The 12,332-nt window shown below is 65.6% G+C and carries 15 protein-coding genes; 13 read left to right on the top strand and 2 right to left on the bottom strand.

Annotation, left to right across the window (positions count from 1 at the left end; all coding sequences use genetic code 11):
* Positions 1 to 174: 174 nt before the first annotated feature.
* The 4 genes from AC07Y9_RS30425 to AC07Y9_RS30410 all read left to right on the top strand — a co-directional run bounded on the left by AC07Y9_RS30425 (position 175) and on the right by AC07Y9_RS30410 (position 3,152).
* Positions 175 to 453, top strand: a complete 279-nt coding sequence (locus tag AC07Y9_RS30425) for a DUF3303 domain-containing protein (RefSeq protein ID WP_007931878.1) — start codon at positions 175 to 177, stop codon at positions 451 to 453.
* A 108-nt stretch (positions 454 to 561) separates the two neighbouring features.
* Positions 562 to 834 (top strand): DUF4242 domain-containing protein, encoded by a 273-nt coding sequence (locus AC07Y9_RS30420; protein ID WP_007931876.1) that lies wholly within the window; start codon positions 562 to 564, stop codon positions 832 to 834.
* Positions 835 to 1,131: 297 nt separating this feature from the next.
* On the top strand, positions 1,132 to 2,121 hold the full coding sequence (locus tag AC07Y9_RS30415; RefSeq protein ID WP_102679405.1) for a DUF2157 domain-containing protein: 990 nt from the start codon (positions 1,132 to 1,134) through the stop codon (positions 2,119 to 2,121).
* Positions 2,118 to 3,152: a hypothetical protein gene (locus tag AC07Y9_RS30410; protein WP_102679404.1), complete on the top strand. Its 1,035-nt coding sequence runs from the start codon at positions 2,118 to 2,120 to the stop codon at positions 3,150 to 3,152. Before AC07Y9_RS30415 ends, AC07Y9_RS30410 begins: the two co-directional genes overlap by 4 nt.
* Positions 3,153 to 3,204: 52 nt before the next feature.
* On the opposite strand, the gene AC07Y9_RS30405 is transcribed toward AC07Y9_RS30410, so the two are convergent.
* A complete protein-coding gene (locus tag AC07Y9_RS30405; RefSeq protein WP_007931870.1) occupies positions 3,205 to 3,558 on the bottom strand; it encodes a hypothetical protein in 354 nt (117 codons plus the stop codon).
* A gap of 478 nt (positions 3,559 to 4,036) precedes the next feature.
* Here AC07Y9_RS30405 and ltnD point away from each other — a divergent pair, with 478 nt between their 5' ends.
* The 6 genes from ltnD (at position 4,037) to AC07Y9_RS30375 (ending at position 9,927) form a co-directional block, all read left to right on the top strand.
* A complete protein-coding gene (gene ltnD / locus AC07Y9_RS30400; RefSeq protein ID WP_102679403.1) occupies positions 4,037 to 4,942 on the top strand; it encodes an L-threonate dehydrogenase in 906 nt (301 codons plus the stop codon).
* 10 nt (positions 4,943 to 4,952) lie between these two features.
* A complete protein-coding gene (gene otnK, locus AC07Y9_RS30395) occupies positions 4,953 to 6,245 on the top strand; it encodes a 3-oxo-tetronate kinase (protein ID WP_102679402.1) in 1,293 nt (430 codons plus the stop codon).
* On the top strand, positions 6,242 to 6,892 hold the full coding sequence (otnC, locus tag AC07Y9_RS30390; RefSeq protein ID WP_087087685.1) for a 3-oxo-tetronate 4-phosphate decarboxylase: 651 nt from the start codon (positions 6,242 to 6,244) through the stop codon (positions 6,890 to 6,892). Before otnK ends, otnC begins: the two co-directional genes overlap by 4 nt.
* Positions 6,893 to 7,085: 193 nt before the next feature.
* The gene (locus AC07Y9_RS30385; protein WP_102679401.1) at positions 7,086 to 8,546 is read left to right on the top strand and encodes a GntT/GntP/DsdX family permease; all 1,461 of its coding nucleotides are present in this window, start codon (positions 7,086 to 7,088) and stop codon (positions 8,544 to 8,546) included.
* Between the two features lie 19 nt (positions 8,547 to 8,565).
* Positions 8,566 to 9,348 (top strand): 2-oxo-tetronate isomerase, encoded by a 783-nt coding sequence (gene otnI / locus AC07Y9_RS30380; protein WP_102679400.1) that lies wholly within the window; start codon positions 8,566 to 8,568, stop codon positions 9,346 to 9,348.
* Between the two features lie 165 nt (positions 9,349 to 9,513).
* Positions 9,514 to 9,927 (top strand): hypothetical protein, encoded by a 414-nt coding sequence (locus AC07Y9_RS30375; protein WP_102679399.1) that lies wholly within the window; start codon positions 9,514 to 9,516, stop codon positions 9,925 to 9,927.
* Between the two features lie 21 nt (positions 9,928 to 9,948).
* Here AC07Y9_RS30375 and AC07Y9_RS30370 read toward each other — a convergent pair whose 3' ends face one another.
* Positions 9,949 to 10,782, bottom strand: a complete 834-nt coding sequence (locus AC07Y9_RS30370) for a DeoR/GlpR family DNA-binding transcription regulator (RefSeq protein WP_007931857.1) — start codon at positions 10,780 to 10,782, stop codon at positions 9,949 to 9,951.
* A gap of 217 nt (positions 10,783 to 10,999) precedes the next feature.
* On the opposite strand from AC07Y9_RS30370, the gene AC07Y9_RS30365 reads away from it, so the two are divergent.
* The 3 genes from AC07Y9_RS30365 to AC07Y9_RS30355 all read left to right on the top strand — a co-directional run.
* The gene (locus AC07Y9_RS30365; protein ID WP_102679398.1) at positions 11,000 to 11,314 is read left to right on the top strand and encodes a hypothetical protein; all 315 of its coding nucleotides are present in this window, start codon (positions 11,000 to 11,002) and stop codon (positions 11,312 to 11,314) included.
* 126 nt (positions 11,315 to 11,440) lie between these two features.
* Positions 11,441 to 12,037: an Xre family toxin-antitoxin system antitoxin gene (locus AC07Y9_RS30360; protein ID WP_102679397.1), complete on the top strand. Its 597-nt coding sequence runs from the start codon at positions 11,441 to 11,443 to the stop codon at positions 12,035 to 12,037.
* On the top strand, positions 12,037 to 12,332 hold a 296-nt coding region (locus AC07Y9_RS30355), incomplete at its 3' end, for an RES family NAD+ phosphorylase (protein ID WP_158246003.1). The genes AC07Y9_RS30360 and AC07Y9_RS30355, both read left to right, overlap by 1 nt.

The raw sequence follows: 12,332 nt of genomic DNA, 5'->3' as shown, positions 1-12,332 counted from the left end.
GCGGGAACAGGATCGGCGGTCATGCGGCGGGGGCGCAAGGCTGCTATTCCTTCCCTTGGGACAATCGTTTCAGACCAGACGGAATGCGGGTCGATACCGATGCGTGGCCGTGGTCAAGGTGCCTGCCAGGTGCGCGCGCAGAACAACGGGCGCCAGTTTCGCTGGAGGTGGCAAATGTTATTCATTGTCAGCTGGTCAATCAGTCCCGAACGTCGTAACAGTGCGATCGAGCGATTTCTCAAGACGGGTGGGGCGCCACCCGCAGGGGTGAGCATGCTGGGGCGTTGGCATGCCGTCGGCGGTATGACGGGGTTTGGGATCGCGGAAACCAGCGATCTCGCGCTGATGCAGAAATGGGTGCTTGAGTGGAGCGACCTGCTGCGCATGGAAGTGCACCCGGCGTTGACCGATGAACAGGCCGCGCCGCTATTGGCGGCAGCGCTTGGCAGGTAACGGGCAAGCAGACCGTTGGCGATCCGCCGAGGGCTGTCTGCCTCGGCCAATATACGGGGTAACGCTGTTTGTCGGCGTGCCCCGGCCATTCACGAAGTGGAGGTTGTCATGCCAAAGTTCGTCATTGAGCGCGAGATGCCGGAAGCCGGGGCGCTTACGCCGCAGGATCTGCAACAGATCTCGCAAAAATCCTGCAAGGTTATCAGTGAGCTGGGGTCGCAAGTGCAGTGGCTGCATAGCTACGTCACGGGCGACAAGATCTATTGTGTCTATATCTCCCCGGACGAGGAACTCGTCAGGGAGCACGCCAGGCTAGGCGGTTTTCCGGCGGACCGGGTATCGCGAGTCACCTCAATCATCGATCCGACGACGGCGGAGTAGGGGCTGCCGCCGAGGTTCGCGCGCCAACAGCTAAGGAGGTTGTAGGAACGAGCTTGCTCGCGATGAACGTGAGAGCGCCGCGTTTACCCAGTCAGTGGGCGTTATCGTTAACGGCTATCGCGAGCAAGCTTCGCTCCTACAGTAACGAGCTGGGATCAGCTTTTTTGTGGTCACGGCGTGCCGCGCGGCGGTCCGCTGGGCGTCTTGATAGACAAACGGCTGCGCAGCGCTTGGCTATGCTGTCGAGTCTATAGCCGGTATGCAGCCGGTCCCCATGTCCCCAGCCCCAAGAGCGCCATGAGAAAAACCACCCAGCAGATGTTGCTCCACGAAATCGCCGACTGGCGCCACCGTGGCCTGATCGATGCCGAGGCGCAGCAGCGGCTCGGCGCCCTGTACGAACGTCCCGAACACCGCTTGTCCACGGTCCTGCAATGGCTGGGCATCGGCGCGGTGCTGCTGATCGGCATGGCGGTGCTGGGCGGCATTGGCCTGCTGGCCGAGTCGGTGCTGGTGGGGGCGGTGCTGTTTTTCGCCGCCGGTGCCGGGCTGTGGCTGATCGGCGCGCGCCTGGCCCGCGACCCGGCGCGGCGCATGCCGGTCACCGGGGTGGCGATCCTGACCATCGGCCTGATCCTGATGGGCGCCAGCCTGTTGCTGGGCAGCTCCGACAGCGAGACCGGCGACTTCGGCAACCTGCCCCTGGCGCTGCTGGTCACCGCCGCCCTGAGCATCGCCACCGCCTATGGCTATCGCCTGCGCTGGCCGCTGTTGCTAGGCCTGCTCTGCGTCTTCCACGGCCTGGGTTCGTGGGAGTGGTATGGCGGTTCCGGCACGTACTATTTTGGCATCCAGGACCCGCGCTCCATGGCCGTGATCGCTGCGTTGACTGCGCTCCTGGGGCTCTGGCACCAGCGCGCCGAGGATCACGCCTTGCGCCGGTTCAGTGGCTTCGGACGGCTGTATGTGATCTTCGGATTGTTGTACTTCAACTGTTCGCTGTGGTTCCTCAGCCTGGAGGAAGCTTACCGGCAGACCCTGACCTGGACCCTGTTGTTCACCCTCGGCGCCATCGTCCAGCTGGTGCTCGGCGCGCGCTTCAAGCACCCCAGCTTCACCGGTTTTGGCGTGGTGTTCCTCGGCATCGACCTGTACACGCGCTTTTATGAGTACGCCTGGGAACAGCTGAGCGCCGCGGTGTTTTTTGCCGTGGCCGGCGCCCTCGGCATGCTCCTGGGCTGGTTGTTCGAACGCACCGCGCTGCGCGCCGGGGAGGCTGGCCAATGAACCCGGATCGCCGCAATCGCCAGGTGCACAACGCCCTGGACCAATGGCTGCGCGACGGCCTGATCGACACCCAGGCCCACGCGCGGATCGCCGAGCTGTACCCGCAGACCCGCTGGGACTGGCGTTCCCTGGGGCGCTGGTTCCTGACCTTCGGCGCCATCAGCCTGGCGGCGGGCTTGCTGATCCTGCTGCATGAGCACCTGACGTTCACCTTGCCGAAGCTGGCGGGCGGCCTTGGCCTGTTGATGGTTGGCTTGTTCGTCGCCGGGCGCTGGCTGCTGGGCAAACAGCTGAAGCTGCTCGGCGCGACCCTGGAGTTGCTCGGCGGTTTTGCCCTGATCGGCTTGAGCCTGGTGCTGGGCATGATCTATTCCGACGGCTCGGGCAACTGGCCGGCGTTGTTGCTGGTGGACCTGCTGCTGTTGCTGGCGCTCAGTTATGTGCTGAACAACGTCTTGCTGCTGACCCTGTGCAGCGTGCTGTTCTTTATCTGGTTCGGCGGGCGCAGCGGTTATGAGTCGGGGTGGGGCGCCTACTGGTTCGGTATGAACTACCCGCTGCGCTTCCTCGGCGCGGCCCTGGCCATGGTGCTGTTCGGCTTTGTCCATCTGTGGGGCGAGGCCTCGACGCTGGCCCGTTATCGCGGCTTTGCCAAGGTGTGGATTTCCGCCGGGTTGTTCATGGCCCAGATGTCGTTGTGGCTGTTGTCGCTGTTCGGCAGCTACGACCTGATCGACGGTCCGTGGCACCTGGCCGAGTCCGGCGAACTGGTGCTGTTCAATGGGCTGTGGGCGGCGTTCAGCCTGGGCTTGCTGGCACTGGGCATTCGCCTGCGCTTTTCCATGCTGGTGGGCTATGGCGCGACCTTCTTCATCCAGCTGTACACGCTGTTCTTCACCCAACTGGCGGACACCCTGGGCTGGTTCGTCAGCTTGCTGATTGCCGGCGGCAGCCTGTTGGGGCTGGTGATCTGGCTGGAAGGCAAACGCCAGCAACGCCGGACTGTGCCGGGCGAAGCCGGATCGGTGTAGGGAAGGGGAGAAGCCCATGCCCGAAGTTGTGGGCATGGGCAGGCGACGGACCCTAGGCTGTCAGTCGTTTTTCGATATCCCGGTAGGTTTCGCTGTCTGTGGCCGCCAGCAGTTTGCGGCCATCCTTGAAGGTGCCGATGAAGGTCACCTCGGTTTCCTTGCCGGCTATCAGGTAGCCCGCAAGCGCACCCACCGGACCCAGCAGCATGGCCCCGGCGATGCCGTAGCCAATGGCGTCCCTGTTGGTGATGCTGTCCTGTGTCGCGATTTCCAGGTGTTTGAATGCGGAGGCTTTGACCTCGACGCCCGGGGAGGGGTTGGTCACGGTCGGCAACTTGAAGACGCCCTGTCGGTACTCGCCATTCCCTTGTAGAAAATCACCAGCCAATACATTGATCTTTGCCATGTTGAATATCCTTGTTCAAGCATTGCGGACTGACCATACAGCGCCGTCCCACGCCCACCGTCAATGGGTGGGCGATGAAGGGCGGTACCACTGATCGGTGATGTTGCGCCTAACAGCATCGGTCTCGAGTGTAGACGTTTGGTTGACGCAGATCAGTGCGCTGGTCGCAATGGGCTACCGCTCGTCCGTTTGATTCTGCGCGGGCTGCAAGGCTGTCACGAGCTGCCTGGAGCTCATGTTCGACAATGTTAATAAATGTTAGATTGAAAAAATACTTCACATAATCTGTTCATTGGTAGATGATCGGCCACAACCTGATAACAACAAATCACAGGACGGCCCTCGATGTCCGACAAGGTCTCGATTCACCCGCCAGGCGACCCTGTCGCCCCCGCCGCCCGTGCTCCCATTCATCCTGCGGCCCGCCGCCCGCGCCTTGCCGGCGTGGACCAGGCTGCTGTCACCCCTGGAGTACCCCATGAATAACAAGAATGTCGGTGTTGTCGGCCTGGGCGCGATGGGCCTGGGCATTGCCCGCTCGTTGCTGCGCGCAGGTTTTAATGTGCATGCCTGTGACGTGCGTGAAGCGGTCACCCAACAGTTCGCCAGCGAAGGCGGGGTGGCCTGTGCGTCGCCGGCGCGGATGGCCGAGGCCTGCGATGTGATCATCACCGTGGTGGTCAACGCCGAGCAGACCGAAACCGTGCTGTTCGGTGGAGAGGGCGCCGTGTCGGCCTTGGGTGCCGGCAGCCTGGTGATCGGTTGCGCCACCGTGGCGCCGACCTACGCCGTGGAGCTGGGCGAGCGCCTGGCCGAGCAGGGCCTGCTGTACCTCGACGCGCCGATCTCCGGCGGCGCGGCCAAGGCCGCCGCCGGCGAGATGACCATGATGACCTCCGGCCCGGCTGCCGCCTACGCCAAGGCCGAAGCGATACTCGCCGGCATGGCGGGCAAGGTCTATCGCCTGGGCGACGCCCACGGCCTGGGTTCCAAGGTCAAGATCATCAACCAGCTGCTGGCCGGGGTGCACATCGCCGCGTCCGCCGAAGCCATGGCCCTGGGCCTGCGCGAAGGGGTGGATGCCGACGCCCTGTACGAAGTGATCACCCACAGCGCCGGCAACTCCTGGATGTTCGAGAACCGCGTGCCGCACATCCTCAAGGCCGACTACACAGCGCTGTCGGCGGTGGACATCTTCGTCAAGGACCTGGGCCTGGTGCTGGATACCGCCCGCGCCAGCAAATTCCCGCTGCCGCTGTCGGCCACCGCGCACCAGATGTTCATGCAGGCTTCCAGCGCCGGTTTCGGCCGCGAGGACGACTCGGCGGTGATCAAGATTTTTCCGGGCATCGACCTGCCGACCGCCAAGCCCGAGCCTGTCTGAGGAACGCTCCATGACCCATTCCACCGCACGCCCGTTGCTGGGCTGCATCGCCGACGATTTCACCGGCGCCACTGACCTTGCCAACATGCTGGTGCGCGGCGGCATGCGCACGGTGCAAAGCATCGGCATCCCCAGCCGCGAAGTGGCGGCCGGGCTGGATGCCGACGCCATCGTCATCGCCCTCAAGTCGCGCACCACGCCAGTCCAGGACGCAGTCGAGGAATCCCTCGCGGCCCTGGACTGGCTGCGCGAACAGGGCTGCGAGCAGATCTTCTTCAAGTACTGCTCGACCTTCGACTCCACCGCCGCCGGCAATATCGGCCAGGTCAGCGAGGCCCTGCTCAAGACCCTGAACAGTGATTTCACCCTGGCGTGCCCGGCGTTCCCGGAAAACGGCCGGACCATTTTCCGCGGCCACCTGTTCGTCCAGGACCAGTTGCTCAGCGAGTCGGGCATGCAGCATCACCCGCTGACGCCGATGACCGACGCCAACCTGGTGCGCGTGCTGCAGGCCCAGACCCAACTGAAAGTCGGCCTGCTGCGCTACGACAGCATCGCCGGGGGCGTCGAGGCGGTGCGGGCGAAAATCGCCGAACTGCGCGCGCAGGGCGTCGGCATGGCCATTGCCGATGCGTTGTCCGATCAGGACCTCTACACCCTGGGCAGCGCCTGCGCCGACCTGCCGCTGCTCACCGGCGGTTCCGGCCTGGCCCTGGGCCTGCCGGGCAACTTTCGCCGCGCCGGCAAACTGCGCGACTTCGACGCGGCGTCGCTGCCGACCGTTGCAGGCGACGAAGTGGTGCTGGCCGGCAGTGCCTCGGTGGCCACCATCGGCCAGGTCGCGGCCTGGCTGGAGGCCGACCGTCCGGCCCTGCGCATCGACCCCATGGCCCTGGCCGCCGGCGAGCCGGTGGTGGAAAACGCCCTGGCCTTTGCCCGCGACAGTGACGAAACCGTACTGATCTACGCCACCAGCACCCCGGCCGAGGTCAAGGCGGTGCAACAGCAGCTCGGCGTCGAACGCGCCGGCGCGCTGGTGGAGAACGCCCTGGGCGAGATCGCCGCGGGCTTGCGCCAGAACGGCGTGCGCCGCTTTGTGATTGCCGGTGGCGAAACCTCCGGCGCGGTGGTCAAGGCGCTGGGGGTCAACCTGCTGCAGATCGGCGCGCAGATCGACCCGGGCGTGCCGGCCACAATCAGCAACTCCAGCGAACCGCTGGCGCTGGCTTTGAAGTCCGGCAACTTCGGCAGCCGCGACTTCTTCGCCAAGGCCCTCAAGCAACTGGCCGGAGGTGCCCGATGAGCGCCGCGGCGGACAAGGAACAGGCCCTGCGCGAAGAGATCTGCGACGTCGGCCGCAGCCTCTACCAGCGCGGCTACACCGTGGGCAGCGCCGGCAACATCAGCGCGCGCCTCGACGATGGCTGGCTGATCACCCCGACCGACGTCTGCCTCGGCCGCCTCGACCCGGCGACCATCGCCAAGGTCAACCTGGCGGGGGAGTGGGTGTCCGGCGACAAACCGTCCAAGACCCTGGCCCTGCATCGCCAGGTCTATGACCGCAACCCGGGCGTCGGCGGCGTGGTGCACACCCATTCCACCCACCTGGTGGCGCTGACCCTGGCCGGGGTATGGCAGCCGGATGACATCCTGCCGCCGCTGACGCCGTACCAGGTGATGAAGGTCGGGCACATTCCGCTGATCGGCTACCAGCGCCCGGGTTCGCCCAAGGTCGCCGAGCAGGTGGCGCAACTGGCCAACAGCGTGCGCGGGGTGATGCTTGAACGCCTGGGGCCGGTGGTCTGGGAAAGCTCGGTGGCCAAGGCCAGCTACGCCCTGGAAGAACTGGAAGAAACCGCGCGACTCTGGCTGATGAGCAACCCCAGGCCGGCGCCGCTGGATCAGGCAGCCCTGGATGAGCTGCGCGAGACCTTCGGCGCGCACTGGTAGGTAGCGCGCTGCTGCAACTCGAAACTGTAAACCGACATTGCAAGCACCGCCCGGGAGTTGTCCTCAGTCTCTCGACGGCCCCGGCTTGCCTTTAAAAAACAATAACAACAGGACATCCCCGCATGACGTTCCCTGACTGCAGCTGTTTTGGCTTCACCGGCGCTTCTTTCTCTTATGAGGGAGGGGCCGCGCAATGAGCCCGCTTATCCTGATGTTGACGGCCGGCGCGGGCATCGCGCTGCTGCTGTTCCTGGTGCTCAAGTACAAGTTCCAGCCCTTTGTCGCGCTGATGCTGGTGAGCATCCTGGTGGCGCTGGTGGCCGGGGTGAAACCGGCTGATCTGGTGGCGACCATCGAAGGCGGCATGGGCAAGACCCTCGGCCATATCGCGATCATCATCGCCCTCGGCGCCATGATCGGGCGGATCATCGAGCTGTCCGGCGGCGCCGAGGCCCTGGCCAAGACCCTGATCGAGCGTTTCGGCAACCGCCGCACGCCGCTGGCGCTGACCATCGCCGGGTTCATCATCGGCGTGCCGGTATTCTTCGAAGTCGGGGTGATCATCCTTATGCCGCTGGCCTATGGCGTCGCTCGCCGGGCGCGCAAGCCGCTGCTGGTGTTCGCCTTGCCGATGTGCGCGGCGCTGCTCACCGTGCATGCGTTCCTGCCGCCCCATCCGGGCGCTGTGGCCGCGGCCAGCCAGCTGGGCGCCGACCTGGGCCGGGTGCTGATGTTCGGCCTGCCGATCACCGCTTTCCTGTGCTACGTCGGCTACCGCGTGGCTGGGCGCATGACCCGGCGCTTCTACCCGATGACCGACGACATCCGCGCCGAAGTCTATGGCCCTCACGTGACCAACGAGGACCTGCTGGCCTGGACCAACGGCAATGCCAAGGACCCGCAACAGGCCGCGGTGGCCGTGTCCCACATGGGCCTGGAAGAGTCCACCAGCGCCATAGTCGCCAAGCTGCCGCCGGCACCCGCGCCGGGTTTCGCCCTGATCGTCAGCCTGATCCTGCTGCCGATCGTGCTGATCCTGCTGGGCACCCTGGCCACTTCGCTGCTGCCGGCCGAATCCACCCTGCGCGGCATCATGACCGTGCTTGGCGCGCCGCTGGTGGCGCTGCTGATCGATACCTTGCTGTGCGCCTGGCTGCTGGGTTCGCGCCGTGGCTGGAGCCGCAACCAGGTGTCGGACGTGATCGGCTCGGCCTTGCCGGGCGTGGCCATGGTGATCCTGATCGCCGGGGCCGGCGGGGTGTTCGGCAAGGTGCTGGTGGACACCGGGATCGGCGCGGTGGTCTCCGACCTGCTGCGCACCACCGGCCTGCCGGTGCTGGCCCTGGGCTTTTTGCTGACCATGCTGCTGCGCGCGGTGCAGGGTTCGACCACCGTGGCCCTGGTGACCACCGCCGGGATCATCAGCCCGCTGATCGCCACCCTGAGCCTGACCCCCAACCACATGGCGCTGCTGTGCCTGGCCATGGGCGGTGGCGGGCTGGCGATGTCGCATATCAACGACGCCGGCTACTGGATCTTCACCAAGCTCGCCGGGCTCAACGTCGCCGATGGCCTGCGCACCTGGACCGTCATCACCACCTTGCTCGGCACCCTGGGTTTCTGTATTACCTTGCTGATCTGGCCTTTTGTCTGAGCCGTTTTTAGGAGCCAACATGCCTCGTTTTGCTGCCAACCTAAGCATGCTCTACCCGAAACACGGGTTTCTCGAGCGTTTCGCCGCCGCGGCGGCCGACGGTTTCGAAGCGGTGGAATACCTGTTCCCCTACGACTACAGCCCCCAGGAGCTCAAGCAGCGCCTGAGCGACAACGGCCTGGTCCAGGCGCTGTTCAACGCACCGCCCGGCGACTGGGCGGCGGGCGAGCGGGGCACCGCGACCCTGCCGGGGCGCGAGGCGGAGTTCCGCGCCGGCTTCGAGCGCGCCCTGGAATACGCCGCGGTGCTGGGCAACTCGCGCATCCACGTGATGGCCGGCCTGCTGCCCTCGGAAGAGCTGCGCGAACGCCATCACGCGGTGTACCTGGAGAACCTGGCCTACGCCACCGCCCAGGCGGCCAAGGCCGGGGTCACGGTGCTGCTGGAACCGATCAACACCCGCGACATGCCGGGCTTCTTCCTCAACCGCCAGGACCAGGCCCAGGCGATCTGCAAGGAAGTCGGCGCGAGCAACCTCAAGGTGCAGTTCGACTGCTACCACTGCCAGATCGTCGAAGGCGACCTGGCGACCAAGCTGCGTCGCGACTTCGCCGGCATCGGCCATATCCAGATCGCCGGCGTGCCGGACCGCCACGAGCCGGACCTGGGCGAGCTGAACTACCCGTACCTGTTCGCGCTGATGGACCAGCTGGGCTACGACGGCTGGGTCGGTTGCGAGTACCGGCCGCGCGGCGATACCTCGGCCGGCCTGCAATGGCTGCGGGACTGGAAAGCCTTCTGAGGGGCGGGCAGGGCGGCGCCACGGGGTAGCGCGCGCCGCCCGAAAACCGCGATTCTGCGGGAATCTGAACATTTCTGGAGGTGTCGGCCTTCGCTCCCCAGCTGCGGGTACATTGGCTCCCTGTCGCCAGGGCCATCACTGGTGCCATCAATGGGAGCGGTGAGCATGGAAAAGTCGATATTCGTCGATCAGTCGGGCCTGGACGACGCGTCTTGTCGCCCGCGCGATCTGCATTGGGAACAGATCCCCACCGTGACCCTGGAGCGCATCGAGCGCGAATACCGCCGTGCCCGGCGCACCACCATTCTTGGTCAGTGGATCAATATCGCCAGCGTGCTGCTGGTGGTGCTGAGCGCCGCCTGCGGTCTCTGGCTGTGGAACCACTTCCGCGCCCAAGGGCTGGACCAGGGCTTTGGCTTGCGGCAACTGTTCGTGCTGTTGTTCTTTTTCGCCAGCCTGTGCGCGGTGGTGGAGTGGCTGCGGCGCATTCGCCGCACCACCCGGGTCGCCCTCGACGGGCTGGGTGAAGACCTGCGGGATATTGCCTGTGTGCTGTGGTTCAGAAAGCAGCACCGGTGAGCGGCACCCGCGCAGCGGTTGTCAGTCTTTCGCTGCAACCGCTTGCGAGTCGGACGGCAGCAGCAGTTCCACCCCTTGCTTGCGAATCCCGTCCGCCGCGGCCTGGGCCAGGTCGTCGTCGCTGATGATCACGTCGAACTGCTCCAGCCCGGCGATGCGGTACATGCTGAAGGTGCCGTACTTCGAACTGCTGGCCACCAGCACCACCTGGGACGCCGACTGCATCGCCACCTGCTTGACCTCGACCTTCAACGCCGACGGCGTGGTGATGCCGCGGCGCAGGTCCCAGGAGCTGGTGGACATAAAGGCGATATCGGTCACCACCTGACGCAGGGTCGCCACCGCCAGCCCGCCGACGCAGGAATGATTGTCGTGGTCGAGCTGGCCGCCGGTGTGGATCACCGTCACCTGCGGCGCCTCCATCAGCGCCTGGACGATACCGAAGTCGTTGGTCACCACGGTCATGCCCGACAGCGCCTTGATGTACGGCACGATCTCCAGGGTGCTGGTGCCGGCGTCCAGGTACACCGTCATGTCCGCGTGCAGCAGGCGCGCCGCCAGCCGGGCCATGGCCTGCTTCTGCGGCAGCTCGACCACCGCCTTGCTCTGGTGGCTCGGCTCGCTGTGCAACTGGCTGGCGATACGCACCCCACCGGTCACCGAATAGGCCCGGCCTTCCTGCTCCAGCAGGGCAATGTCGCGACGCACCGTCATGTGCGAGCAGTCGAACATCTCCATCAACTGATGCACACTCAACACCTGGTGCTTGCGCAACTGGCGCAGGATCAGCTCGCGACGCTGCTCGGGAATCATCGGGGCGCCGCTATCGCTGGCGATGTCCTTGGGGTTGGGCATTGAGGCTCCGCAGTGGCTGGGCAGAAGGCAGGTAACTGGCGGACATAGTAGCGAATCCGCGAGGTGGGAACGAGAAGCACGCAACGGATCGTCCCCCCGTACCACCGCGCGGCTCTGCTTCTGTAGGAGCGCAGCTTGCGCGCGAAGAACGATGACGCGATATTCCTGCATTGCGCGTGACGGCTATCGACCGGCGAGCAGCTACCAAGGAGCGGTCATGGACCCCAAGCGTTATGAACACCTGACGATCAGCGTCGAGCCCCATGAAATGCGCATGAGCCATTGGGTGTACGCACCCAGGGTGGTGGATGCTCGCGATGGCCGGGTGCTGCTGGACCTGAGTGGCGGGCCGTGGGACCTGGTGTCCTGCTCGTCATCGACGGCGGCGGTGGAGCTGCTGTTGCGCAAGTACCCCGGAGAGCGTGAGGCGCTCCGCCTGAGTATTCGCCTGGCCGACAACAGCCTGTGGCTGGAGGGCACTGCGGTTGCCACCGAGGATATCGAGGGGGCGTTGGAGAGGGCGCATGGCTGAGCCGCGCCGTGGCTCATGCCGGCGAAGCGTCACCGGGGCCTGACGACCGTTGGTAAGCTGGTGGTTCTTTATTTTGCCAAATGGCATTAGAGTGAATGCCATCTGTCATCAGGCCGGGAGATGATCATGACCGCCGCCGCCAAGAAAACCGCCACCGTGAAACCTTCGGCCGAGGCTGAGAAGGCCAAGGGCAGTGCGCCCAAGGCCATCGCCAAGGTCGAACCGCGCAAGCCCTCCGCCAGCCGCATCCGCAGCCCCAAGACCAACCTGCTGCGCGAAGAGGCGGCGGTCTATGCGCTGCCTTCGCCCATGGTGCGCGGGCTGCTGCCGGGCACTGACGCCGATGACCCGATGGCGGTGTTCAGGGCCACCCAGCTGGGGTTCTCCCTGGGCGCGGTGATCGAGCTGGTGGAGTCGGTCGAGGCCTTCAAGCGCTACAACGTGCTGGCGAAGATCGTCGGGTTTTCCGAGCGCACCCTGGCGCGGCGCCTGAAGAACCAGGACCAGGCCCTGACCCCCGAACAGAGCGCCCGCGCCTTGCACTACGCGCAAGTGCTGGAAAAGGCCGAGGCGGTGCTGGGCTCCCGGGCGCTGGCCGAAGACTGGATGACCCAGCCGGCGCTGGGCCTGGATGGCGAAGTCCCCATCGACCTGCTGGCCAACCCGGTGGGCTATGAACTGGTGACGGACTTTCTGCACCGGCTCGAGTTCGGGGTCTACTGATGCTCACTGACCCCTTGGCCCCGGCCCTGCATTTCTGGCGCCTCGACCAGGCCCGGCATGCCTCGACCTGGAACAGCGGCATTGGCGCCGAAGGCAGCGGCGGGCGCTGGAACCCCAAGGGGGTGCAAGTGGTGTATGCCAGCCTGGACGCCTCGACCGCCATCCTGGAGGTGGCGGTGCACAAGGGCTTCAAGGCCCTCGACTGCCTGCCCCACACCCTGACCGCGGCCCGGGTGCTGGACCCGTCGCGGGTCCACACCGTCCGCCCCGAAGACATCCCCAACCCCAACTGGCT

The sequence above is a fragment of the Pseudomonas sp. GW456-L12 genome (assembly GCF_059424045.1).
This window is presented reverse-complemented; position numbering and strand designations above follow the sequence as displayed.

Coding starts and splice junctions, on each gene's coding strand:
- AC07Y9_RS30425 (WP_007931878.1), top strand. CDS start 175: ATGTTATTCATTGTCAGCTGGTCAATCAGTCCCGAACGTCGTAACAGT.
- AC07Y9_RS30420 (WP_007931876.1), top strand. CDS start 562: ATGCCAAAGTTCGTCATTGAGCGCGAGATGCCGGAAGCCGGGGCGCTT.
- AC07Y9_RS30415 (WP_102679405.1), top strand. CDS start 1,132: ATGAGAAAAACCACCCAGCAGATGTTGCTCCACGAAATCGCCGACTGG.
- AC07Y9_RS30410 (WP_102679404.1), top strand. CDS start 2,118: ATGAACCCGGATCGCCGCAATCGCCAGGTGCACAACGCCCTGGACCAA.
- AC07Y9_RS30405 (WP_007931870.1), bottom strand. CDS start 3,558: ATGGCAAAGATCAATGTATTGGCTGGTGATTTTCTACAAGGGAATGGC.
- ltnD (WP_102679403.1), top strand. CDS start 4,037: ATGAATAACAAGAATGTCGGTGTTGTCGGCCTGGGCGCGATGGGCCTG.
- otnK (WP_102679402.1), top strand. CDS start 4,953: ATGACCCATTCCACCGCACGCCCGTTGCTGGGCTGCATCGCCGACGAT.
- otnC (WP_087087685.1), top strand. CDS start 6,242: ATGAGCGCCGCGGCGGACAAGGAACAGGCCCTGCGCGAAGAGATCTGC.
- AC07Y9_RS30385 (WP_102679401.1), top strand. CDS start 7,086: ATGAGCCCGCTTATCCTGATGTTGACGGCCGGCGCGGGCATCGCGCTG.
- otnI (WP_102679400.1), top strand. CDS start 8,566: ATGCCTCGTTTTGCTGCCAACCTAAGCATGCTCTACCCGAAACACGGG.
- AC07Y9_RS30375 (WP_102679399.1), top strand. CDS start 9,514: ATGGAAAAGTCGATATTCGTCGATCAGTCGGGCCTGGACGACGCGTCT.
- AC07Y9_RS30370 (WP_007931857.1), bottom strand. CDS start 10,782: ATGCCCAACCCCAAGGACATCGCCAGCGATAGCGGCGCCCCGATGATT.
- AC07Y9_RS30365 (WP_102679398.1), top strand. CDS start 11,000: ATGGACCCCAAGCGTTATGAACACCTGACGATCAGCGTCGAGCCCCAT.
- AC07Y9_RS30360 (WP_102679397.1), top strand. CDS start 11,441: ATGACCGCCGCCGCCAAGAAAACCGCCACCGTGAAACCTTCGGCCGAG.